Origin of the sequence: Arthrobacter endolithicus (assembly GCF_026627425.1) — a bacterium.
GTDB lineage: Bacteria > Actinomycetota > Actinomycetes > Actinomycetales > Micrococcaceae > Arthrobacter_M.
This window is the reverse complement of sequence record NZ_JAPNLH010000010.1, coordinates 42,575-67,558: the sequence shown is the minus strand read 5'-3', so window position 1 is coordinate 67,558 and position 24,984 is coordinate 42,575. Positions and strand designations below refer to the sequence as shown.

Genomic DNA, 24,984 nt, shown 5'->3' with positions numbered 1-24,984 from the left:
CCTCTCTGCAGGGTCCGTACTCGGGCATGGTCCGGGGAAGCGGGCCTGCGGCCGCACCGTTACCCCCGGTGGTGTTTAAATCTTGTGGCATTACGGCTGCTCAAATCTCTTTGGGCCCTCGACCGGCTGCGTTCCGGCAGCATCTTTGGCGCGGTTGCGGACGAGGCGGCGAGCAAAGGACAGATAGAACCCGCCGGCCAGTCCTACGAAGGCGCCGGCCAGAACAAACCAATGGGTTCCCAGCGCGTTATCCAGTCCCCACCCTATCAAACTCCAGACCAGGGTTCCGCCAAGGACGTAGCTAAAAACACTCATCCCGGCGTTGTATCCGCCATTGCCGTCAGGCCCCGTGCTGCCCGAAGCCGCGACGGAGATGCGCTCCTGCGCTAGTGAATCCCTGTGAGCGCTTCGACGACGGCCCTTAGACATTATTGCCGCCCTCCCCAAAGGAATCGGGCACAGAAGAATCAGGCACAGAAGGGTCGTTGTAAAGCTGATGGCGCGTACGGCTGAAGGCAAACACTTCCGTGGCCTGCCACACGAGAACCACCACGACGGCGGCGGTAAAGAACCATACGCCGTTCAGCCAGCCCGGGGCGCCAAAGAAGAACAGCACCGCAGCGAAACCGATCACCTTGACTAAATACGTCAGAAGGAACAGTCCGACGGCACCGGAGGGATTGTTCCGGCCACCGAAGTGTCCCACGAGCAGACTGATGGTGAAGAAGAGCATCACGATTGCTGCTCCGAAGAGGACGCTGAGCACCCCGGCTCCCCCGCTGGTGACGGCGGAGATGGCCGTGAGGACAACGATGACCGCCACAGCAGATGCCGTGCAGTACGCCAGAATACGCAGCCACGGGGACACGGTTGGTCCAGAGACGACAATCCGTCCCGGCGGCACTGAGCCGCCGGTGGCGTGGGAGTCGCGCATGAAAAAACCACTTCTCTTCGGGTCTGGACTGGACTCCGACGCTGTGGGCAGCGACGAGAGCACCGGCCTAAATTCTACACGAGATAGAAGTGTTACTCACGCAGCAGTGGGCGCCGGCCGATGATCCGCTGGAAGATCGTGGGGGTGCGCAGATAGAGCACCACGACGATCGCACAGAGGATTCCCATCGGCACTGACGCTGCCATTCCGCCGCGGGCGGCCAGCACGCCGAGAATGCTCGTTGCCACCGTCGCAATTGTCACTACCGCCGTCGCCTGGAGGTGACTCAGTCCGACAATAACGAGCCGCTGGTACGCATGCTGGCGGTGCGGGGCATACCAGCGCTCCCCCGCGATGATGCGCCGGATTAAGGTGACGAAGGTGTCCGCCAGGTAGATCAGCACCGGCGAAAAGATGTACTCCACCGACACGCCGGACAGGAAGGCCGCCACGGCGGTCACGGAGATGGCCGCGCCCAGCAGATAGCTGCCGACGTCGCCCAGAAACACGCCGCCTCGGCTCAGGTTCCAGGGCAGGAATCCGGCAAAGGCACCCGCTATTGCTACGCCTGCATAGATCAGCCAGCTGTGCCCGGTGTACTGCCCGGCCAAGGCATAAAAGACACCAACCACCAGCCCGTGCATGCCGGAAATGCCGTTGATGCCGTCCATGAAGTTGGCAACATTGATGTAAGCCGCCACCGCGACAGCCCCAGCCGGGATCCACCAAAAGGCATGCCCTTGTGCAACGGTGGCCAGAGCCGCAGTACCCAACAGCCCGAGGCCGAGCTGAAGGCCGGCGCGGACCCGCACCCCTAGCCCGCGCAGATCCTCGACCCAGCCAATGGTTGCCGCTGCCACCATCACGACCACGGCAGTTACCAAGATGAAGCTGTCCGCCCGCTCCACGGTGGCAAAGAGCGCCGCGATCATGGCCGCGGCCAGCGCGATGGCGATGGTAATTCCCATCCCGCGGATGGTGGGGATGCTATGCGAGGACCGGTCGGAGGGAATATCGAGCACACCCCGGCGCAACAGCCAGGGTTTGAATGCGAAGGGCAGCAGCAGGCTCAGGGCCAGCGCCAGCGCCGCAACCAGGACGGCCATCACGCGCCCGCAGCCAGGTCGTCGTCGGCTTCTTCCAGATCCTCTTCGGCTGGTCCCGATTCCAGCGCGCAGCGCAGCAGCCAGGTGTCCAGACTCAGTGCATCCGGTGCCAGCGGAACGGCCGTGGTGTGGGAAATCTTCGGATGCAGCGCCTTGGCGTCCTCCTCCCCCACCCCGATGAGCTGTTCATGCATTTTTTCACTGGGTCTGAGCCCGGTGTAGATAATCTCGATGTCTTTGCCGGACATGGCGATCATCCGCCGGGCCACATCCAGAATCCTGACCGGCTCCCCCATGTCCAGGATCAGCACGTCACCGCCGCTGCCGATAGCACCGGCCTGAATCACCAGCTGGCATGCTTCCGGAATGGTCATGAAAAAACGTGTCACCTCCGGATGCGTGACAGTAATGGGACCACCGGTGCGGATCTGCTCGGTAAAGAGCGGCAGCATCGAACCCCGGCTGCCGATCACATTGCCGAAGCGCACCGAAACATAGCTTTTCCCGGTCTGCTGTGCCATCCAGGCCGTCAGCTTCTCCGCAGCCCGTTTCGAATGGCCGAGCGCCGTCGTCGGGCTGGCGGCCTTGTCGGTGGAGACATTGACATACGTCTGAACGGACACGGACTGCGCCGCGCGAAGCACATTGAGAGATCCCAGCGTATTGGTTTTCCAGCCCTCTTCCGGATACTGCTGGAGCAGCGGGGCGTGCTTGAGCGCGGCTGCGTGGAAGACCACCTCGGGCCGGCGTTCGCAGAAGATGCGATTGAGCGCATCCGGATCGCGGATGTCGGCCAGCACGGTGTCCTTGCCGTTGAGCAGTCCATGGCCGGAAATCGAAATCTGCGTCTGCTGCAGACCCGTCTCGTCATGGTCCAGCATGATCAGTTCCGCGGGGTGGAAGCCGGAAAGCTGGCGGCACAATTCGGAGCCAATCGATCCCCCGGCACCGGTAACCAGAACGCGTTTGCCCGTGACGTAACCGGCAATCTGATCCAGTTCGATTTCCACCGGACGCCGCCCGATCAGGTCTGCAACATCAATTTCACGGAAATCGGACAGGCCCGCGTTATCCCCGGCGAGCATATCCTTCAGCGGCGGCAGCACCAAGACGCGCACGTGCAGACCGGCGACGGCGTCGGATATCTCCCGAACCTTGGCCGCCTCTACATGGGCGAAGGCGAGCACAAGGACCGTCGCCTTGGTCCGGCGGATAATCTCCGGCAGGTCATTCCCACGGCCGAGCACCGAAACAGAGGAGAGCCGCAGGTGCTTCTTGGCGGCATCGTCGTCGATCAAACCAACCGGGAAGTACGGCGACTCGTGATCCTGCAGCATGCGGTTGATCAGCGATTTGCCCAGGAATCCGGCCCCATAGACCAGCGTTTTCTGCGTCCCCTCGCCGGACCTTGCCTTGCCCTCCACATACAGGCGTTTCATATAGCGGATGGCCGCCATGAACAGGCAGGCGAACGGGAACGCGATGGCGCCGACACTTCGGGCAATGTGGATTTCGCTGACCAGCAGGTACAGGAAAACGAACATCACGGCCGCCACGATCAGCGTTACAACGACAAGGATCCTGGCTTCATGGAAGCTGCCGAAGGCGTATCTTCCGCGGTACAGCGCCAGGGACCATCCTGCGATCAGCTGAGTCACGATGGCAACAACCATCAGCAGGACGGTCCCGCCAACGTGGATCAGGGTGACATCAAGCTCATAGCGCAGCAGTAACGCCAGCGCGATCGCCACGACCCAGGCAAAGGAATCGAGCACAAACTGGGACCACAACCATAGCGCCGGTTTGGTATCGGATTTATTGTCGCTGACCACACTCACACCCTGTTCAAGAAATTCCGTTGCACACTACGGCCCTGACGCGTTCACCACGGGGCTGCAGCCGTTTGTGGGAAAGTGCGCGGACCGTTCGAATGACGGCTTGCCCTTCTAAAAGTACATCGGATGGCCGGACTTCCCGCGCAGCGCCTTCACTGAGCACTGCCGGCCGTCCGGCCTGCGGGTGCGACGAGGGTCCGATAGCTGCCCATGCGCAGCGGCGTCGGCAGGAACCGGTAGCTCCCGCGGACAACGATATTGCGCAGGTACTGCAGCCGGGAGATATAGCCGGCGGCCAGTAGCCTGGACTGCAGCGTCAGCTCGGCACGGAAGATCTTCAGCCCGCCGCGCCGTTCATAGGATCCGGCGCTGACCCGGTAGAGGACCAGCGGCTCGTTGACATTTTCCACGGTCGCCCCTGCCGCCAGCATCCGCATCCACAGCCAGTAATCCTCTGCCTGCGGGACATGCTGATACCCGCCGACCCGCTGGACGGCCGAGACCCGAAAGACTGCCGTGGGGTGGTTGATCGGGTTGCGCATCGCCGATGCCCGGCGGATGGCGTTGGCGCCCACGGGCACCGTCCGGACCGCGTGCAGCTCGGATTCGCTTCCCCCGATCTCCTGCATACCCGCGCCGACAAGGTCAGCACCGGCCGCTATGAGCGGCAGTTGGCGCTCAAAGCGGTAGGGCAGGCAGACATCGTCAGCGTCCGCCCGTGCCACGACGTCATAGCTGCAGTGGGTCAGCCCGATGGACAGTGCGGCAGTGAGCCCGGCGTGTTCTGCCAAAGTGATGCGCTTGACCGGAATCGCGGTCCTCCCGGATAGTCCGGACAGTACGCTCTCGAGCTCCGGCCCCACCGGGCCGTCCTGGACAATGACGATTTCGTGCGGGCGGACGCTTTGCTGCCAGGAGGCGGAATCAAAGGCGCGGCGGAACCGCTCCGGCGAGTCATTGGCATAAACGGGCATCAATACGCTAAAGGGCAGGTCCGCGCCGGCGGGTCCGGGCTGCTGGCCTAAGGAGGATGGCCCTGCGCGGGCGGGCTCCGGCTGATCCCCGGCCGGTTGCACTACCGCGGGGGTCAGCTCGGAGATCGGATAGATACCGGCAAAGACCTCCGCATTGGGGCGCGGGGCATGCAGCGCGGCACGCCCGCCACGCACCAGCCCGTCCAGCAGCACGCGGCGGTTGCCGGAACGGGCCAGTGCCCGGATCCACATCCGCACGGTGGCCCCGGAGTACAGGAATTTTTCCCAGCCGGCCAGCGAACGTGAGCGGCTGAACGTCCACAATTTGTTCCGCACGTCGTAATAGAACCGTGGGCCTGGGTCCACATCCGAACTGCCAAACTTGGCCGTGTGGTGTGTCACCACCGAGGCCGGAACCTGGATCGCATCGGCAAAGCGCGACAACCGGGTCGTGAACTCGAAGTCATCGTTCCAAATAAAGTAATCCGCGCGCGGCAGTCCGTGCTCCCGAATGGCTGCGCCGCTCATCATCGCGGAAACAAAGGAAGCCGACCGGATGGGCATCGCATTGACCTGCTCCGCCGCGCGCTTCTGCTGTCGGGTCGCACCAATCCGAGGGCCCATGGTGTTCATCGGGTGGTCCCTACCGTCAACCCAGACCACGCGGCTGGCCAACAAGGAGGGTCTGCGCTCGGGCGCGGGTGAATAGTTCTGCCACGCATCCACCAAGGCGCGCAGAGATTGCCGCTGCGGCTCCGTGTCGTCGTCCATTACCCAGACCAGGTCCGCAGAATGCTGCAGGACGGCCCGCTCTATACCGGCGGCAAAACCGCCGGCTCCGCCGAGATTCACCGACAATTCCACGAGGTCCACCGGGTATGGCAGCTCCGTGTCCCGGACGAAGCCGGCCGAGCCGTCCGTTGACGCGTTATCCACCACCACCACCACATCCGGCAGCAGCGAACCGCCGGCAATACCCTGCAGCGTTTTCCCGAGGAGCTCCCTCCGGTTGTAGCTGACCACAACAGCAACGACTCGCGGGCTGCCCGCGCCAAAATCCGGGGAATTCATTCCTCGTCAAATACCTTCCAGAGGTCTGCAGGCGGTCATTCCGGCTGCTTGGGGAAGCCCCATGATTCTTGTCCGGCAGCCACCGGCCGTGAAGTGGCCGGTAGACTCATTTTACGGGTACCGGCTATCAGTCTAACGGGGCCCTACGCCCACGGAGATCGGCGCTGCAGACATAGCCCTGCGCAAACTTGGCGTTAGGGGCTGGGCCGAAGGTGCCATCCGGGCAAGGACACGGACCGTATTAATGAAGGCGGAGAATCAGGACGTGCTAGTTGCAGTACTAGGGGCCGGCGGATTTGTTGGCTCGGCCGTCGCAGCGGAACTTGCCGCCCGCGGCCTGGCTATCCGCCCCGTACACGCCCCGCGGCTGGAATCTTCCGCGGACACGGTGGCCGATCTGGTCCATGAAGCAGGCTCACAGGGGTCGGCAACCGTGACTGCACAACTGGCTGCCGGGTTTGCCGGGGTGGATGTGGTGGTCAACGCCGCCGGCCTGGCCACACCGGGCCAGGCCGGTTCACCTGCCCTGACCGGAGCCAACGCACTGCTCCCCTGTATCGTTGCCGCGGCGGCAGCGCAGGCAGGCGTCCACCGCGTGGTTCAGCTCAGCAGCGCTGCGGTGCAGGGGCACCGGCCGCTGCTCGATGAATCAACCGACCGGGTCCCCTTTTCCGCCTATTCGCGCTCCAAATCCTTGGGCGAGGAGGCCTTGCTCAAGGTCGAGCATGGCGGAACCGAGGCCGTAATTCTGCGGGCCACATCCGTTCAGGGACCGGGACGTCCGACGACGGCGGCACTGGCCAGGCTTGCCGCCTCACCCCTTGCTTCGGTTGCCGCTCCCGGCACCGCTCCGACGCCGGTCAGCTCCATCAACGCGTTGGCGTGGTTTACCGCAGAAATCGCGCTCCATGCCGGCCCCGTGCCGGCGATCGTACTGCAGCCGTGGGAAGGGCTGAGCGTCACCGACGTCTTGGCGGCCGCCGGAGGAAGGAAACCCCTGCAACTTCCGGCGTGGCTCTGCAGGTCGGCGCTGTACAGCGGGTATTTCTTGTCCCGGCTCGCCGGTGAACGTCTGCATGGTTCACTGCGGCGCCTTGAACTTATGTGGTTTGGCCAGGCGCAACATCGTGGCTGGGCAGAGCGGGAGGGATTACTTCCCCATCCGCACGCTCCGGCAGTCCTTCGGCAGGCGGCTGCGCAGCATGCGGCTCTGCACGGTCCGGAGAATCGCCGTCACCGACGGAAATCCGCTCCGCTGTTGTAGCTGCGGAGGCCTCTAGTTCAACGGGACTATCCAGCCCAACTGGGCTTTCCGGCACGGCCGGCACGGCTGCATTGGCGACGGCCGGCGCTGCTGCCTCCGTAAAGGCAGCCTGATCGTCGGTCTCCGGCAGTTCCTCGCCCAGGCCCATAATGGATGGAACGACGTCGCGCAGACGTTCCAGCGGGATGGCGCCGGACCGGACCACACGCAGGCTCCCGCCGGTGGCATCAACGATGGTCGATGGCAGCGGATCCGTGCCCTCCAATGGCCGAAAACCCGCCTCCAGGTAAACCTCCACCGACTCCGCCAGTTGGGATCGTGCCTCGGACGCGCTCTGCGCAGCCGCCTGACCCGTCCGGTTGGCCGACGAAACGGCCAACGGGCCCGTAATGGTCAGCAGATCCAGGGCCAGTTTGTCATCGGGCATCCGCAAGGCGACGGTACCCTTCGTGTCGCCAAGGTCCCACGTGAGCGTTGGCTGTGCATGGAAAATCAGCGTCAGACCGCCGGGCCAGAACTGCTGCGCAAGCTTCCGCGCGTCGTCAGTGATGTCCGTGGCCAGCCCGTCCATCGTGTTGAGCCGGGGAATCAGCACCGGCGGCGGCATGGATCGGCCGCGGCCCTTGGCAGCCAGCAGTGTCGCCACCGCCTGCGGCGAAAAGGCATCTGCCGCTATGCCATAGACGGTGTCCGTGGGCATGACGACAACCTGCTTGGCGGCAATCGCTTTTTGTGCATGTGCCAGGCCCTCGGCGCGCTGATCCTCGGACGTGCAGTTATAGGATGTGGTACTCACGTAGCCATTCTTTCATCATCAGGTCCCGCACCCTCGCCGCCGTCCCGCGCCCCGTGATCGCGGCTGCCGTCAGCGGCACGGATCGCGCTGGTGGCCCGGTCCCGGCCGTTGAGGTCAGGATGGGTCCTGACCTCGGACCAGCAGCCGGATTCCCGCAACAGCGCCGCCATTTGCGGACTTTGTACTTCGGCGTGTTCCAGGACAAAATATCCGCCAGGTTTCAGCAGTCTGGCGGCCGTCGTTGCCGCTGCCGTCGGAAGTTCCATGCCGTCCTCGCCGCCGCCGTAGAGCGCCTGATGAGGATCATAGTTGGCCACTTCCGGCTCACGCGGTACCGCTCCTGCCGGAATGTAGGGCGGATTGGACACGACGACGTCGGCGGAACCGTCGAGCTCGGGGAAGGCTGTCCGCAGATCGCCCTGCACCAGTGTGACCGGGAGCGGCGCCAGATTGCGCTCGGCAAATGAGTAGGCTTCCGCACCCAGCTCGACGGCGAACACCCGCGCCCGCGGGACCTCAAGTGCCAGCGAGCCGGCAATGGCACCCGATCCCGTACCGAGATCCACCACGACGGGAGCTGGGGCACTGAACGGAGTCTGTTCTGCCGCGTCCAGCAGTTCTGCCAGCCGGTCCACGGCCAGCTGAACCACGGATTCCGTCTCCGGCCGGGGAATGAAGACTCCGGGTCCCACGGCAAGTTCCAGATAACGAAAATACGCCACACCGGTCAGATGCTGCAGCGGGACCCGCTGTGCCCGCCGCGCAACCAGGGCTGCGTAGCCGGTGGGTTCGGGTGTGCCCCCAAGCATTAAGGCGCGCAACCGGCCCAGCCCCACCCGCAGCAGGTGGTCAGCGAGCAACTCCGCGTCGACCCGGGGAGACGGGACACCTGCGGCGCTCAGCACGGCTGTGGCGTTGGCCACAGCCTCTGCCAGCGTTTGCTGCGCCACTTAGTCGCCGATGGCGTCCAGCCGCGCCTGCTCGTCCATTTCAATGGCGGATTGCACCACCGGTTCCAGATCGCCGTTCATCACCTGATCCAGGTTATACGCCTTATAGCCCGTCCGGTGATCGGCAATGCGGTTTTCCGGATAGTTGTAGGTGCGGATCCGTTCGGACCGGTCCATCGTCCTGATCTGGGACTTGCGGACCGCGGAATTTTCGGCATCGACGATGGCCTGCTGGTGGGCAAGGATACGGGCCCGCAGCACGCGCATCCCGGCCTCCTTGTTCTGCAGCTGCGACTTCTCGTTCTGCATCGCCACCACGATGCCGGTAGGAAGGTGAGTAATGCGAACGGCGGAGTCGGTCGTGTTGACGGACTGGCCGCCGGGACCGGACGAGCGGTAGACATCAATCTTCAGGTCATTCTGGCTGATCGCGACCTCTTCAGGCTCATCCACCTCCGGCAGCACCAGCACCCCGGCAGCGGAAGTATGGATCCGCCCCTGTGACTCGGTGACCGGCACCCGCTGGACGCGGTGTACGCCCCCCTCAAACTTCAACCGGGCAAAGACACCCTCGGCCGGATCATTGGAGCGTCCCTTGACCGCAATCGAAATATCCTTGTAACCGCCCAGATCGGACTCCGTGGCGGAAATAACCTCGGTCTTCCAGCCCCGGTTTTCCGCGTAGCGGGTGTACATCCGGACCAGGTCCGCGGCGAACAGCGCGGACTCATCTCCCCCCTCCCCCGCCTTGACCTCAAGAATCACGTCCCGGGCGTCATCGGGATCCCGCGGGATCAGCAGCCGGCGCAGTTTCTCCTGAGCGGTCAGCAGCGACTCCTCCAGCACGGGAACCTCGGCAGCGAATTCGGCGTCTTCCGCGGCCATCTCTCGCGCAGCCGCCAGATCGTCGGTGAGCGTTTCCACCTGATGGTAGCCCTCGACGATCCCACTCAGCTCGGCGTAGCGCCGTCCCAGCTTGCGGGCAAGCCCCTGATCGGCATGCACCGCGGGATCACTGAGCCGCAGCTGAAGTTCCGCATGCTCATCCAATAGCCCCTGGATGGATTCAAACATATTCAAACCTCTTTCGACTCACACCTGAGTCTAATGACGACGACGGAATATCACCGGACACCAGCGGGAATGACAAAGCCGCCATAGTTGTGATGAGGCCGGGGGACGGCTTACGGGGCCGCGATGGCCCCTGACTGCGACGGACCCGATGCGGGCTTGCAGGCATCGGGAGCAGTCAGGGACGCGGACGGCCCTCATCACAACAAAGGCGGCTTAGGCACTAACTATTTGTCGTCGTCGGACTTTACGCCCAGCGTCGTCTTCTGCACCTGCATCAGGAACTCCACGTTGGAGCCCGTCTCACGCATTTTGGTCATCAGCAGTTCAAGCGACTGCTGCATTTCCAGACCCGACAGGACCCGGCGCAGCTTCCACATGATCTTGACCTCATCCGGGGACAGCAGGTTCTCCTCGCGGCGCGTACCCGACGCGTTCACGTCCACGGCCGGGAAGATCCGCTTATCCGCCAGCTGGCGGGACAGGCGGAGCTCCATATTTCCGGTGCCCTTGAACTCCTCGAAGATGACCTCGTCGGCCTTGGACCCGGTTTCCACCAGTGCCGTGGCCAAAATGGTCAGCGAGCCGCCGTTTTCAATATTGCGGGCCGCGCCGAAGAATCGCTTAGGCGGGTACAGCGCTGCCGCGTCGACACCACCGGAGAGAATGCGTCCGGAGGAAGGAGCGGAGTTGTTGTACGCGCGGCCCAGTCGGGTCATCGAATCCAGCAGCACCACCACGTCCATGCCCATCTCCACCAGGCGCTTGGCGCGCTCGATGGACAGCTCGGCAACCTGTGTATGGTCCGCAGCGGGCCGGTCGAAGGTAGAGGCAATGACCTCACCCTTGACGGTGCGCTGCATGTCGGTGACTTCTTCCGGGCGTTCGTCCACCAGCACCATCATGAGGTGCACCTCAGGATTGTTAATCGTGATGGCATTGGCGATTGCCTGCAGGATGAGTGTCTTTCCGGCCTTCGGCGGGGACACGATCAGTCCGCGCTGACCCTTGCCGATCGGGGCCACCAGGTCAATGACACGGGGGCCTATCTTCTTGGGGTCCGTTTCCAGGCGAAGCCGCTCGGAGGGGTACAGCGGAACCAGCTTGGAGAATTCCACCCGGTCCTTGAGTTCCTCGGGCGTCTTGCCGTTCACACTGGTCACGCGGACCAAGGCGTTGAACTTCTGGCGGGCGCTGGTTCCCGTGTTCTGGCTCCGGTCCTCGCCGTCGCGCGGTGCCCGGATAGCGCCGACGACGGCGTCACCCTTGCGCAGGTTGTACTTCTTTACCTGGGCGAGGGAGACATACACGTCGTTGGAGCCGGGCAGGTAGCCGGAGGTCCGCACGAACGCGTAGCTGTCGAGCAGGTCCAGGATGCCGGCGACGGGCAGCAGAACGTCGTCGTCGGTTACCTCGACATCGTCAAAATCCGGTCCCTGGTTGCGGCCGCGGCGGCGCTCATTGCGGTCGTTGCGGTCGTTGCGGTCGTTGCGGTCGCGGAAGCGGTCATTGCGCGGATTGCTGTCCTGGCCGCCGGAGCGGTCATTCCTGTCCCGGCGCGTGCGACGGTTGCGGCTATTGCGCGAGCCGTCTTCATCGTCGCTGCGCTGGTTATCGCTGCGCTGGTTTTCGCTGCGCTGGTTTTCGCTGCGCTGGTTTTCGCTGCGCTGGTTTTCGCTGCGCTGGTTATCGCTGCGCTGCTCGCGGTTGCCGTCGTTGCGGTTGCGCTGGCCGCGCTGATTGCGCTGGCCGTCCTGGCCGTCCTGGTTCCGCTGGCCGGAGTCCGCTTGCTGGTTCCGCTGATCGCTGCTGTCGGTGGAATCCCCGGCAGCGTTATCCCCCGCGTTGTTGTCCGCAGTGTTCGCCGAGGCAGTGTTCCCCGAGGCAGTGTTGTCCGCGGCTACCTGCTGCTGAGCCGGAGCCGACGTTTCCGCCTGCCCCTCCGCGCCGGTCTGAGAGCGTTCATTGCGGGCTTCACCGTTGCGTCGGTTACGGGAACGCGACGGACGGCGGTTGCCGCCCTCATTTTGCGCCCCGTCATTTTGTCCGCCGTCGTTTTGCCCGGCGTCGTTTTGTCCGGCGTCCGAGCTGGCCACTACGTCCGATTTGGTGGCGGAGTCAGTGTTCTGACCAGCACGGTCGCTCTGCGCGGCACCGCCGGTCTGAGCGTCGGCACCGGACTGGTCGGCACCGGCAGCGGAGGCGATAACGCCGTCGCTCACGGCGCGCCTGCTGCGCCCACGGCCTCGTGCCGGGCGCTCAGCCGCGGCTTCGGATGCCGCTGCGGGAGCGGCATCGCTCACGGTTTCGGCTCCGGAATCGGACTGACCGCCTGCGTTGGACGCCTGCTGGTCCTGCACGGTTCCATTGGCGGACGATCCGTTCTGCGAGGATCCGTTTCGGCTGGAACCGCTGCGGGCAGCACCGTTACGGCTTCCCCTGGTTCCGGCGCGCTTAGTCGGCTCGCCGTCGGAGGCTGCCGTTGGCTCTGTTCCGATTTGGCTTTTGCCCGACTCGGTCTCGGCGGCGGGCTTGACGGAGCGGTCCGCTACGGAAGAGCCGCGCTGGTGGTCGGAAATTGCGGACACAAGGTCGCCCTTGCGCATCCGCGAGCCGCCGGTGATACCGAGCTGACCGGCCAGCGTCTGAAGCTGCGCCAGCTTAAGGCCGGCTAGTCCAGTGCTCTTTGCGGGTGCTGCATCAGCTGAATTGACGGTATCGCTCAAACCTGCAGTCAGGTTTGTGGTGTCTGTCACGAAGGATCCTTCCCCCTCGAGGGCGATCTGCACTGAGATCGCGGTGATTGGTCCCTGACCATCGCCTGTTGCAGCTGTTGCGCAGCGGGCTGTGTGGCCTGGTCTCCGTGCCCCGTCACCGTAGATAGTGGCAGGGCCGGTAGTGGAACACCTTCTGGCTGTCATCGTTTCACCCGGCAGCGGGTGCAGTCTCCTGCAGATTTGCTCTGTGGATACCGGCAATAGGCCTGTGAAGGTGGCATCGGCAAAAAACGGCAATTCACACGCACTAGAAATTAGCGTTACAGCTGCATGTTTTACGCTAGGCGGTTGCTACCACCGATGCAGTTCCACTTTAGCACCATCGGCGTCAATATTGAGTCTCAGGACGCGCCAGCTGGCGCAGGTTTCATCCCCGGGTCGGGCCTGCTGGTCCGTCGACGCGCCGAAAGCCGTAATGAAGGCCACGGCCCGCTGTGCTTCGGCGTCGCCGTCGGCCAAGGTCATCACCGTCGGACCGGCGCCGGAGATGAACGCCGCGAACCCCTCGGCGCGCAATCCGTCCATCAGGGCAGCACTGCCGGCCATCGCGGCCGCCCGGAACGACTGGTGCAGAAAGTCCTCGGTTCCGGCCAGCAGGAGCGCTGGATCATCCTTCAGCGCATGAATCAGCAGGGCCGTCCGTCCGGCGTTGGCCGCAGCGTCGGCGTGCGGAACGGCCACCGGCAACATGGCACGGGCAACCTCGGTGGAAAGCTCGACGGCGGGGATCGCGGCAATCGGGATCACGTGCGTGGACGGCGTGACGCGCGCGGAACGGTACCTCCCCCCTTCCTGCCAGGAAATGGCGACGGCGCCGAAAATCGCCGGCGCCACGTTGTCCGGGTGACCCTCCAGCTCCGAGGTCAGTTGGAGTACCCATTGCGCATCCTGCCGGGCCGCTTCCGGAACCAGCGCGTTGGCCGCTGTGACTGCCGCAACGATCGCCGAGGCGGATGAGCCCAGCCCCCGCCCATGCGGCAGGGCATTGTCGGCCGTTATTTTCAGCCCTGACCTGCGGTACCCCAGCCGGCTGAACGCCGCGTCCATGGCGCGGACCGCCAGATGTGAGGCGTCACGCGGCAGGGCTGCGGCGCCCTCACCGCGCAGCTCGAAGAGCAACTCCCGCTCACCGCCTGCGTCGGCGGCGCCGTCGAACGTTTCCACTGTCAGCGAGTCATATAGCGAGACCGCCATGCCCAGGCTGTCGAAGCCCGGACCAAGGTTGGCCGTCGTCGCCGGGACCCGGACGGTGACCCGTTGGCCGGATGCGATGCTTAGCCCGATGGTTCCGGCGGTGCCGCCAGCCATCGCGTTATTCAGCGCCATTGTCGGCGACTGCTCCTGCCGTGTCCTCCAGGCCGAGGGCGGTGGCAATGGTGACGACGTCGAACCCCACCCGCTGCGGCTCCACCGAGCTGCCGTCGGCGTTCTTCAAGGCCCAGTCCGGGTCCTTGAGCCCGTGACCTGTCACGGTAATAACAATGGTCTTACCGGACGGCACTTCACCAGCCTCGTGCTTCTTCAGCAGGCCCGCGACTCCGGCGGCCGACGCGGGCTCGACGAAGACTCCCTCTTTCGCCGACAACCAGCGGTGCGCGTGCAGGATCTGCTCATCGGTAACGGAGTCGATCAGTCCGCCGGACTCATCCCTGGCCGCAACAGCCAGATCCCAGGACGCGGGATTGCCGATCCGAATGGCAGTGGCTATGGTGTCCGGTTCGGTAATCGGATGACCGGCAACGAACGGAGCCGCTCCCGCGGCCTGGAAGCCCCACATGATCGGGGTCTTCGTCGAAACGGCGGGCAGTGTGCCACCCGTGGTCGAGTCGTACGGAGCGCAGTATTCCTTATAGCCCTTCCAATACGCGCTGATATTGCCCGCGTTGCCCACCGGAAGCACGTGAATGTCCGGGGCGTCCCCCAAACTGTCCACAACCTCGAAGGCACCGGTTTTTTGGCCCTCGATCCGGGCCGGATTAACCGAGTTGACGAGGAAGACCGGGTAGGAATCAGCCAGCTTGCGCGCCACGTCCAGGCAGTTGTCGAAGTTGCCGTCAACCTGCAGCAAGGTGGCGCCATGGGCCACCGCCTGGCTGAGTTTGCCCATCGAGATTTTCCCGGCCGGCACCAGCACGGCGCAGGTCAGTCCGGCCGCCGTCGCATAAGCCGCGGCCGAGGCTGAGGTGTTGCCGGTGGAGGCGCAGACCACGGCCTTGGCCCCGGCCGCAACGGCAGCCGTCATGGCCATGGTCATGCCACGGTCCTTGAAGCTGCCCGTCGGGTTCATCCCCTCGACCTTGAGGAACACCTCGGAGCCGGTGAGCGCAGACAGCGCCTGCGCCCGCACCAACGGGGTGCCGCCCTCCCCCAGCGTAATCACCCGGGTTGACTCGGTTACCGGCAAACGTGCTGCATATTCGCGGACTACACCGCGCCACTGATGAGCCATCAGACTCCCTCCACCCTTAGGACACTTGTTACGGAATTGATGATATCCAGCGCGCTGATCGCCTGGACTGTGGCCGCGAGCGCGGCTTCGGAAGCACGGTGAGTGACGATTCGCAGTTCCGCCGAATGTGCCGGCGAGTCCAATTCCGTGCCCGCTGCCGTTTTGGAAGTGGACAACGAAAGATCCCGGTGGATGGTCTGCTTCATCGTTTCAATGGATACCTGGTGTTCCGCGAAGAGCTGCGCAATCCTGGCCAGTACCCCCGGCTGATCAGCAACGTCCAGGCCGATGCAGTAACTGGTCTGCACCGCATCGATCCCGAGCGCCGGTACGTGACCGGTTGTGGTTTCGGTGCGGCCCGGGCCGCCGAGGACCAACCGGCGGGCGGCGGAGACCACATCGCCCAGGACGGCCGAGGCAGTTGGTGTTCCGCCGGCGCCTTGGCCGTAGAACATCAGCTCACCGGCGGATTCGGCCTCGATGAACACCGCGTTGAAGGCGCCGTGTACGGCGGCCAGCGGATGCTCCCGCGGCAGTAGCGTCGGGTGCACCCGAACGCTCACACCCTCCGTGCCGCCGTCGGACGCTCCAGTGCCGGCCGGAACGGCCAGCTTCTCCGCGATGGCCAGCAACTTGATGACAAAGCCGGCATCCCTGGCCGCCGCAATATCCGCGGCAGTGACCGAGGTGATTCCCTCGCAGTGCACAGTTTCCAGGGCAAAGCGGGTGTGGAAGGACAGCGAGGCAAGGATCGCGGCCTTGGCCGCCGCGTCATGGCCCTCGACGTCCGCCGTGGGGTCCGCCTCGGCGTAGCCGAGCCGCTGCGCCTCCTTTAGCGCGTCGTCAAACTGCGCGCCGGTAGAATCCATTTGGTCCAGGATGAAGTTGGTGGTGCCGTTGACGATGCCCAGCACCCGGGTGATCTTGTCCCCGGCCAGACTGTCGCGGATGGGGCGCAGGATCGGTATGGCGCCGGCCACCGCTGCCTCGTAGGAAAGCTGCACACCGGCGGCGTCGGCCTTCTCATACAGCGTGGGGCCATCAGCGGCCAGCAATGCTTTGTTTCCCGTCACGACGCAGGCGCCGTGCTCAATGGCGCTCAGAATCAGCGTCCGTGCGGGTTCAATTCCGCCGAGCAGCTCGATCACAATATCCGCCTCCGTCACCAGCGCGGAAGCGTCCGTGGTGAACAGCTCCCGTGGCAGCTCGGCATCCCGGGGGGCGTCAAGGCTGCGCACAGCAATGCCGGACAGTTCCAGGCGCGCGCCGGTGCGGGCTGCCAGGGCATCGGCGTCGCGGAGCAGAATGCGCGCCACCTGGGACCCCACGTTGCCGCAGCCCAGCAGCGCAACCCTGAGCGTCTTGCCGTGGGGCGTCTGATCCGCCGATCCGGCTGGCGCCGTTGCCTGCTGGGGAGCCTGGGTCGGTTGGTGCTTTGATGGTTCAGTCCCCGCACCGGAGTGCGTGGAGGTATCGAGCTGCGTCAAGTTATTCGGTCCCTAAATCGCGTGCCAGTAGATCGTCTTCTGTTTCGCCGCGCACTATCAGCCGTGCGGAACCTTCCCTAACGGCCACCACCGGCGGCCGGGGAACGTAGTTGTAGTTACTGGCCAAAGCCCAGCAGTACGCGCCCGTGCCGGGAACTGCGAGCAGATCCCCCGCTGCGACGTCATCGGGCAGATATACATCTCTAACAACAATGTCACCGCTCTCGCAATGTTTACCCACCACGCGGGACAGCATAGGCACCGCCGTCGAGCTGCGACCGGCCAGGATCGCCGAATAATCCGCGTCGTAGAGCACCGGACGGGCGTTGTCACTCATACCGCCGTCCACCGACACATAGCGCCGCGGCCGCGTAACCTGCGCAGCGTCCTGCGGCCGGGCGGCGTGTGATTCGAGCTCGTGTGACCCGGCGTCTGGTGATCCGGCCGCGGGCAGCTCCACGTTGACGGTCTTGAGCGTGCCCGTCTTATAGAGGGTGAAAGTGGTGCTGCCGACGATGGCGCGGCCGGGTTCGATCGAGATCCGCGGCGCCGTAATGCCCAGCTCCGCGCAGGTGGAACGGACGACGGCGGCCATCGCCCGCGCTATTTGCGCGGCCGGGCGCGGGGTATCCGCGGCGGTGTAGGCAATGCCGTAGCCACCCCCCAGATCCAGCTCCGGCAGTCCGAGGGAATACTTGCTCCGCATTTGTGCCAGGAAGGTCAGTAGCCGCTGGGCGGCCAGCTCAAAACCTTCCGGCTCGAAGATCTGCGACCCAATATGGCAGTGCAGTCCGAGCAGTTCGATTCCCGGGTCCGCCGCAGCCATCGCCACCGCCTGCTCTGCCGCGCTTATCCCACCGGAGTGTGGGGCGTCCGCGGAAAGGCCGTTTCCGGGATTCGGTCCCGTCGAGGGTACCTGCGATGCCGGGAAATCGGCTGTCATAGAGAGGCCGAACTTCTGATCCTCATGGGCCGTGGCGATGAATTCGTGCGTATGGGCGTGTACTCCAGGGGTCAGCCGCAGCAATACGTTTGCCGTTTCGCCGCGCTGGCGGGCAATGCTGCCCACCCGCTCGAGTTCGGCGAGGCTGTCCACCACAATCCGCCCAAGGTGCATCTGAAGCGCGCGGTTGATCTCGGCGTCGGACTTATTGTTTCCGTGCAGACCCAACTTCTCTCCGGCCAGCCCGGCCCGCGCGGCCACGGCCAGTTCACCGCCGGAACAGGTGTCAAGGCGCAGGCCCTCGCTGTCCACCCAGCGTGCGATTTCAATGCTGAGAAAGGCCTTGCCCGCGTAATAAACGTCTACGCCGCCGCAGATATCCGCGAAAGCCGCATCAAATGAGTCCTTGAAATCCCGAGCCCGACGGCGGAAATCCGCCTCGGAGATGACAAAGAGGGGCGTGCCGAATTCCTGGTGCAGGTCCGCTACGGTGACCCCGGCTACGGTGAGCTGTCCGGCCGCGTCCCGGACGACGTCGTGCGCCCACATCCCCGACGTGAGCTCGTTGACATCGGCCGGGTACGGCAGCCATCCGGGAGCCAGCTCCGAGGCAACGGCAACCGCGGCAGGGTCCACAGCGGGCGTTACGGATTTCCTGTCAGACATCACCGGTTACATCCTCTCCGGCGCGGAAACACCCAGCAGGCCCAGCCCGTTGGCCAGCACTTGCCCGGTGGCGTCGTTAAGCCACAGCCGGGTGCGGTTAACGTCCGTAATTTCCGCATCCCCCACAGGCGTCACGCGGCAGGAGTCATACCAGCGGTGATACGAGCCGGAAATGACCTCCAGATGACGTGCCACCCGGTGCGGCTCCCGGAAGCGTGCCGCATCGGCAACCACCGACGGGTAAGCGCCCAGTTGGGCCAGCAGCTCGGATTCGCTCGCGTGGTTCAGCGCGCCGGCGTCGAATGCCGTCCGCTGCACTCCTGCCGCTGCGGCGTTGCGGGACACCGCGCTGGTGCGGGCGTGCGCGTACTGCACGTAGAACACCGGGTTTTCGTTCGTATTCTTCTGCAGCACCTCGGGCTCCAGCGACATCGGCGAGTTGGCCGGCGACCGGCCCAGAGAGTAACGCAAGGCGTCGGCACCGAGCCAGTTCAGCAGATCCCGCAGTTCCACAATGTTGCCGGCCCGCTTGGACAGCCGGGCTCCATTAACGGAAACCATCTGGCCGATCAGCACCTCAATGTTGACGTCCGGATCGTCCCCGGCACACGCGGCGATGGCCTTCAACCGGCCAATATAGCCGTGGTGATCGGCGCCCAGCAGGTAAATCTTCTCGGTGAATCCGCGGTCCTTTTTCGACAGGTAATAGGCGGCATCGGCGGCGAAATACGTCGGTTCGCCGTTGGCCCTGATCAGCACCCTGTCCTTGTCGTCACCGAAATCCGTGGTCCGCAGCCAGACCGCACCGTCCTGGTCAAAAACGTGGCCCTGGGCGCGGAGCCTGCGCACGGCGGCCTCGATGGCACCGTTGTGCAGGCCCTGCTCGGTGAAGTAAACATCAAATTCCACGCCAAAGTCCGCCAGCGTTTCCCTGATGTCGGCCATTTGCGCCTGGTAGGCGGCCGCACGCACCACGGGAAGCGCCGCCTGATCCGTCAGCTCACGGATATCCGGGTGATCGGCCAGCACGGTCGCGGCCAGATCGTCAATATAGCGTCCCGGATAGCCGCCCTCCGGCGTCGGTTTACCCTGAATCGATGCCAGCACGGACGCGCCGAAGTTGTTCATCTGCGAGCCTGCATCGTTGACGTAGTACTCCTTGGTCACCTGGGCGCCGCTGGCCGCCAGCACGCGGGCAATGGAATCGCCGACGGCGGCCCACCGGGTATGTGCCAGGTGCAGCGGACCGGTGGGGTTGGCGGAGACAAATTCCATGTTGATCACGTGTCCGTCCAGCGCGTCATTGACCCCGTAGTCTTTGCCGGCCTCGACAATGTGTTGGGCCAGCGCTCCTGCTGCCGCGGCCTCCACCGTGATATTCAAAAACCCGGGACCGGCAATATCCACTTTGGCCACGCCGGAGATCTCCGCCAGCCGCGTGCTCAGGATCTCGGCTACCTTCCGCGGCGGAACACCGGCAGGCTTGGCCAGTTGCAGCGCAATGCTGGTCGCCCAGTCCCCGTGTTCGCGGCTCTTCGGGCGCTCCACGCGCACCTGATCGGGAACGGCGTCGGCGGGAACGGCAAGGTCCCCGGCGTCGACGGCGGCATTGAGGCAGGCGGTAATGGCGGCAGAAAGTTCGTCAGGAGTCACCTGCCAATCATAAGGTGGGCCGTACTGGCGCCCCCAATCGCCCGGGCCAGGACCCTGGCGCTCCATGGTTTGTGTCGGTGGATTTCATGATTGCCCGTCATTTTCCTTGGACTGTGAATCCCGGGAAACGTGTTCGTCCCGGACCCGTTTCAGCCCTCGGCGCCGGCCCAGAGACAGAAACGCAACGCACCCCGCGACTATGACGATGATCGCCGCGATGACCCACACAATCTGGGCAACTGACATGCGTTCCTCCCTTTCGTCTACAGTACCGCTGGCGGGTGACTCCCGTGCTCGCTTGCCGGAGCAGTCTCGCTTGCCGGTTCAGCCTCGCTTGCCGGTGCAGTCAGCGCACCACGGGCCCGGCAGCGCTCTACCTGACTCGTGCCCGTGGTGGAGGCTCTATTGCCAGAATGGTGACGTCGACCGGGCCCACGGCCAGACCGGTGTGGCCGATGTTCTCGCGTACTCGTTGCTGCACTATTTCAGCAACGTTCAGGGCCGTGTAGGCGATGTCGGTAGCTATATCGAGATGGACCAGGGCGACGTTGTCGTTGATGCTGACTCGAACGCCGTCGTCCCGGTAGGTGCCGTCCTGGCTGGCCGGATTGTAGAGTCGCTGCAGTGCGGCAGGACCGAGCCGGGCCAGGAATCCTTGGACGGTGGGCTCGAGCCTGAGGACACCGGGGGTCTCCAGCGCTGTGCGGGCGGCGAGGGAGGCGACCAGTTTGCTCGTGATGACCTGGCTTTGGAGCGGAATTTCAGACATCGTAAAGATCCTCCACTGTGAGGTTGACTGTCCCGGCGCTGATACCGACGCCGGCCGGAACGGCAGTGATGATCCGTTGCCGCAACGACTCAACTGTTCGGGGGATATTGATGTCCGGGGCGACTGCAACCCGAAGACCAATGACGAGGTGAGACCCGACGAGGCCTGGATATCCGGAGGGACGATCGCCGGCGGAGCTGTCGGAACTGGCGGAGGCTATTTCGATACGGCATCGCCGCGCATGAATCCCGTGAACCTCCGCAGCTGCCAACCGGATGACTGCGCTCAACGCCTGCTCGCTGATCTCCGTTGTGCCGTTGCCATTGCTGGCCAGGAGGATCCTCCTGCTGCGTCGGATCTCTGCCCGGGCGACATCCATGATGCTGGATTTGACGCCGCTGCGCGGCTTCAGGTCTGTATTGTGAACGTCGCTTTCGCGCAGTGATTGGGTTGCCTCCCTGAGGCTTCTCAGCCGCGACCTGGCCGCCTGGCATTGTCCGCACGTTTGTTCGTGCGCATTGGGTGGCTGGTCAACGGTGGTCCAAATCCGGTCGATGCTTCGTCCGCAGCCCAAGCGCGGTTCGTCGTCTAACGCCATTCGCTCATCCCTTCCGCTATCTGGATCCGTGCCCGGGCAAGCCGTCCACGCACCGCCGCTGGGCTTATCTTCAGTGTTACACCGATTTCGGCATAGCTGCGACCATGCATTTCCCGCAGCAGCCAACAGGCACGCTGTTCCGGCGGGAGGGTGTTGACCACTCTCGTGAGGCTGTCGTCGCGGGCGGTCCTTTCGGCCTCGTAGGCGGGGTCAGCAAGCTGGTCCGATCCAGCTCCGTCCATGCTGATGGAAAGAATATCCTGCGGATCTGTTATGTGCTCGGTTCGAGTGGAACGTTTCCGTAGAACATCCAGGCATCTGTTGGTGGCCAGCCGATAGACCCAGCCACCGAACGCCTGCACGTCCTGCAGCATTGCCAGGCCGCGCCAGCTGGCCGTTAGTGCGTCCTGCACCACATCCTCGGCATCGCCGCGGTCATTGAGCATGCGGTAGGCCAGCCGGAAGAGACGGTCCTGATAGGAGTTCACCAGGTATTCGAACGCCCTGAGGTCGCCATCCTGCGCGCGGGCGACAATACTTCCTTCATCCAGGCCCGGTTCCGGCTCGTAGCCGTGTCCGTAATGCTCCATCGGCCACCCGTTTCCGTCCGGCAGCGTACCGGCGCATTGCCCCTAATATGCCACAACCGCGCCTCGGGTGGAACCGGTGGGAGCGCCGGCGTTACCGATGGAAAAAAAGATCTGCTGTTTTGCGTGACGTTTGGCTGTGGGCTTCGTCTTTATCTTTGTAAGCACGATTACTATTCCCTTCAGAAGGAGATGTTCTCCATGTCAGAGGCAACGAAGACCCCCGGAAGTTCCAGCGGCGTTATGGCCACGCCTGAGGAGCAGAAGCGAAACGCTCCGCAGGAACAGCCGAAAAAGAACGACGCACTGCATACGGACCGCGGGGACACCACGATCGAGGAAACCGTGGTGCAAAAGCTTGCCGGCATGGCCACCCGTGAGGTTCCCGGCGTCTACGCCATGGGCAGTGCCGGGCGTCGTGCCTTCAGCGCCCTGGCGGAGCGCATTCCCGGTTCCCAGACCAACGTCAGCGGCGGTGTATCCGTGGAAAAGGGCGAACGGCAGACCGCCATCGATGTCTCCATCGTGGTGGAATACGGAGCCTCCGTGGTGGATGTCAGCCAGGGAATCCGCCGCAACGTCATCCAGTCAGTCGAGCGGGCCACCGGTCTGGAAGTCATCGAAGTGAACATCAATGTCACCGATGTGCACCTCCCCGACGATGACCAGCAGGACCAGCAGGACCAGAAGACCGAACTTCAGTAAGTCCACCGCACCGGGCGGGGAATCCCGCCCGGTGTGACCGTAATGCCGAGAACGAAAAGGATGGCTATGTCTACTACACGTTGGTGCCTGACAATAGGTCTGGTGCTGGGAATTGTCTTAGCTTTCGGCGGGTGGTGGGCGCTGGTGTCCGCTATCGTCCTGGGCTTCATCGGTTTGGTGGTCGGCCGGGTTGCGGAGGGCAAACTCGACATGGCAGCCCTGTTCGGTAAGGCAACGAGCCGATGAACCTGCAGGGCGCCTACGCACCGCCGCTCACCACGGTCGACGACGACGCCGGTGCAGATTTTGGCAGCGGCGGTGACGACCTCGGCTCCCGGGGCCACACCGTGCTGGCAAACAGGGTGATCGAGAAAATTGCCGGCCAGGTCGCCAGCGATGAAACCTCGGCCGGGGGCTCGTCCGGAGGATTTCTCGGAATTGGCGCCCACGCGGATTTGTCTGCCCGGCCTAAAGCTTCCGTTGAGCTGAGCGGGAACATTGCCACGGTGAGTGTTGAGGTCGGGCTGTTGTACCCGACTCCATTGCGCCAGGCCACCGAGGATCTGCGGCAGCGGATCAGGGGCAGGGTCACGGAACTGACCGGTGTTGAGGTCCGCCAAGTCGATATCAAGGTCGCATGGTTGACAACCGAAGGAGCTGCGCCGGGGCGGAGGCGGTTGTTGTGAGTCGGCATGACGGACGATCTACGAGTTTGCGGCGCCGGCCCAGCCGGACCGTCCCGGCACTGATCGTGGGAATTTTACTCTTGGCCACCGGCGTCACCCTGGTCTGGCTGACAATCGCCAGACTGATGAACGGTACGTGGCCCACGGTCCTGCAGGGACCCCGGGACTTGCTAACCGGGCTGACCTGGAACAGTCCCGGGGTGTGGGGCATAGGAGCCGGCGCCGTCGTCGTGGGCTTGATTCTTTTGTTGTGCGCGATCGTGCCCGGCGCTTTCAGTGCCCTCCCGGTCCGCGGTTCCGATGGTTCTGACCAAGCGCCGGTGCAGGAGCAAGAGACCGTGATGACCCGACGTGCGGTAGCCCACCTCGCCAGGGCGCGGTGCGGGGGGATCGACGGCGTGAGCTCCGCCACCGCGACGGCCACCAGCAAGCGCGTACACCTGAACGTCAGCACCAATCTGCGCGAAACCGGTGATTTGCAGACGAGGATCACAGAATCGGTCAGGGAGCGCCTCGAAGCCGCAGGGCTTGACCCGCTTCCGCGCGTGAGCGCCACGGTCCACTCCAAGGACTGACATCATGCCCGAACCCGCGCACCACCTACGCAAGGAACGTTTCTGATGAGACAAACAGCCGGAACTCTGAACCGCACTTGGCTGACAATTCTAGGAATCATTGTCCTGGTTGCCGGCATCGCTGCGCTCCTGCAGGCCAGCGGAGAACTCCATAGCCTGGCCAACACTGCTCCTTCCTCGGACCGAGTTGTTACCTCAGACCTGCACTCAGCCACGTCTCCGCAGTGGGTAGCGGTCGTGGTATTGCTCGCAGGGGTCATTGTGGGCCTGCTGGGCCTGCTGTGGATGCTGGCACAGATTCCACGGAAAAACGCCGCGGATGCCTACCGGCTGCACCACGACGGTGCGCAGGGTTTCACCGTCTGTGACCCTTCCGTCCTGGCCACGGCCGTGGAAAACCAGATCAATACACTGCCGGGCGTTGTCACCTCCTCGGCACTACTGCGCGGAACGGCCACAGATCCGGACCTGACCCTGAAGGTGACGGTCAATGACCGCGCTGACGTTCAGGACGTCATCGCGCGGATTCGTACGTCCACCCTGCCGGATCTGGCCAAGGCGTTGGAGACAACGTTGCAGAAGAGCCGGCTGCAGATTGATGTCAGCGGCCGTACGCAAAGCTCCGGAACGGTGGTGCATTCCTCCGGCACCGTTCTGCAATAGATCATGGAAGGCACTGACATGAATGACAGCTTCGCATCGGCCGCCAAGGATTCCGTGATCCGCTCAGAGGAGCGTATGCGGGTGAGTACCGGGACGTTTGAAACCGGGAAAATCCGCTTGGGCAAACACATCGTGACCGAAGAGGTCACGCTGACCGTCCCGGTCAGCCACGAAGAATTCCGTCTTGACCGTGAACCAATTTCAGCGGGAAATCAGACTCGAGTGCCGGACGATGCTGTGCTGAGCGAAGAAGAATACGACGTCATTCTCTACGCCGAGCGGCCGGTGGTCCGGATGGAAACCGTACCCATCGAGCGGATAAAAGTCCGCAAGGTCATCGTCACCGCGGAGCAGGATATCAAAGGCGATCTCCGCAAGGAACGCATCGCCACCGACTTTTCTGACGGCACCAGCAGGTAGCAGAC

24 protein-coding genes and 1 pseudogene are annotated in these 24,984 nt (G+C 64.0%); 7 read left to right on the top strand and 18 right to left on the bottom strand.

Annotated features, from left to right (window positions below; all coding sequences use genetic code 11):
- Positions 1 to 90 precede the first annotated feature (90 nt).
- The 5 genes from OS914_RS10590 to OS914_RS10570 all read right to left on the bottom strand — a co-directional run bounded on the left by OS914_RS10590 (position 91) and on the right by OS914_RS10570 (position 5,920).
- Complete coding sequence (locus OS914_RS10590) at positions 91 to 429, bottom strand: AtpZ/AtpI family protein (RefSeq protein ID WP_267546030.1); 339 nt, start codon at positions 427 to 429, stop codon at positions 91 to 93.
- Positions 422 to 934 (bottom strand): Cg1360 family ATP-synthase-associated protein, encoded by a 513-nt coding sequence (locus OS914_RS10585; protein ID WP_267546029.1) that lies wholly within the window; start codon positions 932 to 934, stop codon positions 422 to 424. The genes OS914_RS10590 and OS914_RS10585 overlap by 8 nt, the downstream gene beginning before the upstream one ends.
- A 92-nt stretch (positions 935 to 1,026) precedes the next feature.
- Positions 1,027 to 2,040, bottom strand: coding sequence for an MraY family glycosyltransferase (locus OS914_RS10580; RefSeq protein WP_267546028.1), 1,014 nt, complete (start codon positions 2,038 to 2,040; stop codon positions 1,027 to 1,029).
- On the bottom strand, positions 2,040 to 3,872 hold the full coding sequence (locus tag OS914_RS10575; RefSeq protein WP_267546027.1) for a polysaccharide biosynthesis protein: 1,833 nt from the start codon (positions 3,870 to 3,872) through the stop codon (positions 2,040 to 2,042). Before OS914_RS10575 ends, OS914_RS10580 begins: the two co-directional genes overlap by 1 nt.
- 155 nt (positions 3,873 to 4,027) lie before the next feature.
- Positions 4,028 to 5,920: a glycosyltransferase gene (locus tag OS914_RS10570; protein ID WP_267546026.1), complete on the bottom strand. Its 1,893-nt coding sequence runs from the start codon at positions 5,918 to 5,920 to the stop codon at positions 4,028 to 4,030.
- Positions 5,921 to 6,164: 244 nt separating this feature from the next.
- Here OS914_RS10570 and OS914_RS10565 point away from each other — a divergent pair.
- A pseudogene (locus OS914_RS10565) lies at positions 6,165 to 6,782 on the top strand (NAD-dependent epimerase/dehydratase family protein); the annotation flags it as partial.
- Between the two features lie 238 nt (positions 6,783 to 7,020).
- Here the strand turns inward: OS914_RS10565 and OS914_RS10560 are convergent.
- The 13 genes from OS914_RS10560 to OS914_RS10500 form a co-directional block, all read right to left on the bottom strand.
- Entirely contained in the window at positions 7,021 to 7,980 is a 960-nt protein-coding gene (locus tag OS914_RS10560) for an L-threonylcarbamoyladenylate synthase (RefSeq protein WP_267546025.1), read from the bottom strand.
- Entirely contained in the window at positions 7,977 to 8,930 is a 954-nt protein-coding gene (gene prmC / locus OS914_RS10555; protein ID WP_267546024.1) for a peptide chain release factor N(5)-glutamine methyltransferase, read from the bottom strand. The genes OS914_RS10560 and prmC overlap by 4 nt, the downstream gene beginning before the upstream one ends.
- Complete coding sequence (gene prfA, locus OS914_RS10550; RefSeq protein WP_267546023.1) at positions 8,931 to 10,004, bottom strand: peptide chain release factor 1; 1,074 nt, start codon at positions 10,002 to 10,004, stop codon at positions 8,931 to 8,933. It abuts the gene before it with no gap.
- A 224-nt stretch (positions 10,005 to 10,228) separates the two neighbouring features.
- A complete protein-coding gene (gene rho / locus OS914_RS10545; protein ID WP_267546022.1) occupies positions 10,229 to 12,757 on the bottom strand; it encodes a transcription termination factor Rho in 2,529 nt (842 codons plus the stop codon).
- A gap of 312 nt (positions 12,758 to 13,069) precedes the next feature.
- A complete protein-coding gene (gene thrB, locus OS914_RS10540; RefSeq protein ID WP_267546021.1) occupies positions 13,070 to 14,104 on the bottom strand; it encodes a homoserine kinase in 1,035 nt (344 codons plus the stop codon).
- Positions 14,091 to 15,227: a threonine synthase gene (gene thrC, locus OS914_RS10535; protein WP_267546020.1), complete on the bottom strand. Its 1,137-nt coding sequence runs from the start codon at positions 15,225 to 15,227 to the stop codon at positions 14,091 to 14,093. Before thrC ends, thrB begins: the two co-directional genes overlap by 14 nt.
- Entirely contained in the window at positions 15,227 to 16,573 is a 1,347-nt protein-coding gene (locus OS914_RS10530) for a homoserine dehydrogenase (RefSeq protein WP_267546103.1), read from the bottom strand. Before OS914_RS10530 ends, thrC begins: the two co-directional genes overlap by 1 nt.
- Before the next feature lie 142 nt (positions 16,574 to 16,715).
- Entirely contained in the window at positions 16,716 to 18,323 is a 1,608-nt protein-coding gene (locus OS914_RS10525) for a diaminopimelate decarboxylase family protein (RefSeq protein ID WP_267546019.1), read from the bottom strand.
- Between the two features lie 6 nt (positions 18,324 to 18,329).
- Positions 18,330 to 19,976, bottom strand: coding sequence for an arginine--tRNA ligase (argS, locus tag OS914_RS10520; protein WP_267546018.1), 1,647 nt, complete (start codon positions 19,974 to 19,976; stop codon positions 18,330 to 18,332).
- Positions 19,977 to 20,060: 84 nt separating this feature from the next.
- Positions 20,061 to 20,222 (bottom strand): hypothetical protein, encoded by a 162-nt coding sequence (locus tag OS914_RS10515; protein ID WP_267546017.1) that lies wholly within the window; start codon positions 20,220 to 20,222, stop codon positions 20,061 to 20,063.
- Between the two features lie 127 nt (positions 20,223 to 20,349).
- Entirely contained in the window at positions 20,350 to 20,745 is a 396-nt protein-coding gene (locus tag OS914_RS10510; RefSeq protein ID WP_267546016.1) for an Asp23/Gls24 family envelope stress response protein, read from the bottom strand.
- The gene (locus OS914_RS10505; protein ID WP_267546015.1) at positions 20,738 to 21,343 is read right to left on the bottom strand and encodes an Asp23/Gls24 family envelope stress response protein; all 606 of its coding nucleotides are present in this window, start codon (positions 21,341 to 21,343) and stop codon (positions 20,738 to 20,740) included. The genes OS914_RS10510 and OS914_RS10505 overlap by 8 nt, the downstream gene beginning before the upstream one ends.
- Positions 21,334 to 21,933 (bottom strand): RNA polymerase sigma factor, encoded by a 600-nt coding sequence (locus OS914_RS10500; protein WP_267546014.1) that lies wholly within the window; start codon positions 21,931 to 21,933, stop codon positions 21,334 to 21,336. Before OS914_RS10500 ends, OS914_RS10505 begins: the two co-directional genes overlap by 10 nt.
- Before the next feature lie 198 nt (positions 21,934 to 22,131).
- On the opposite strand from OS914_RS10500, the gene OS914_RS10495 reads away from it, so the two are divergent.
- The 6 genes from OS914_RS10495 to OS914_RS10470 all read left to right on the top strand — a co-directional run bounded on the left by OS914_RS10495 (position 22,132) and on the right by OS914_RS10470 (position 24,979).
- On the top strand, positions 22,132 to 22,635 hold the full coding sequence (locus OS914_RS10495; protein WP_267546013.1) for an Asp23/Gls24 family envelope stress response protein: 504 nt from the start codon (positions 22,132 to 22,134) through the stop codon (positions 22,633 to 22,635).
- Between the two features lie 66 nt (positions 22,636 to 22,701).
- Positions 22,702 to 22,881 carry a hypothetical protein gene (locus OS914_RS10490; protein ID WP_196397384.1) on the top strand — a complete coding sequence of 60 codons (180 nt, stop codon included), beginning with the start codon at positions 22,702 to 22,704 and terminating at the stop codon, positions 22,879 to 22,881.
- A complete protein-coding gene (locus OS914_RS10485; RefSeq protein WP_267546012.1) occupies positions 22,878 to 23,321 on the top strand; it encodes an Asp23/Gls24 family envelope stress response protein in 444 nt (147 codons plus the stop codon). Before OS914_RS10490 ends, OS914_RS10485 begins: the two co-directional genes overlap by 4 nt.
- Before the next feature lie 65 nt (positions 23,322 to 23,386).
- A complete protein-coding gene (locus OS914_RS10480) occupies positions 23,387 to 23,896 on the top strand; it encodes a DUF6286 domain-containing protein (protein ID WP_267546011.1) in 510 nt (169 codons plus the stop codon).
- A gap of 45 nt (positions 23,897 to 23,941) precedes the next feature.
- Positions 23,942 to 24,559, top strand: coding sequence for an Asp23/Gls24 family envelope stress response protein (locus OS914_RS10475; RefSeq protein ID WP_267546010.1), 618 nt, complete (start codon positions 23,942 to 23,944; stop codon positions 24,557 to 24,559).
- A gap of 18 nt (positions 24,560 to 24,577) precedes the next feature.
- The gene (locus tag OS914_RS10470; protein ID WP_267546009.1) at positions 24,578 to 24,979 is read left to right on the top strand and encodes a YsnF/AvaK domain-containing protein; all 402 of its coding nucleotides are present in this window, start codon (positions 24,578 to 24,580) and stop codon (positions 24,977 to 24,979) included.
- Positions 24,980 to 24,984 lie beyond the last annotated feature (5 nt).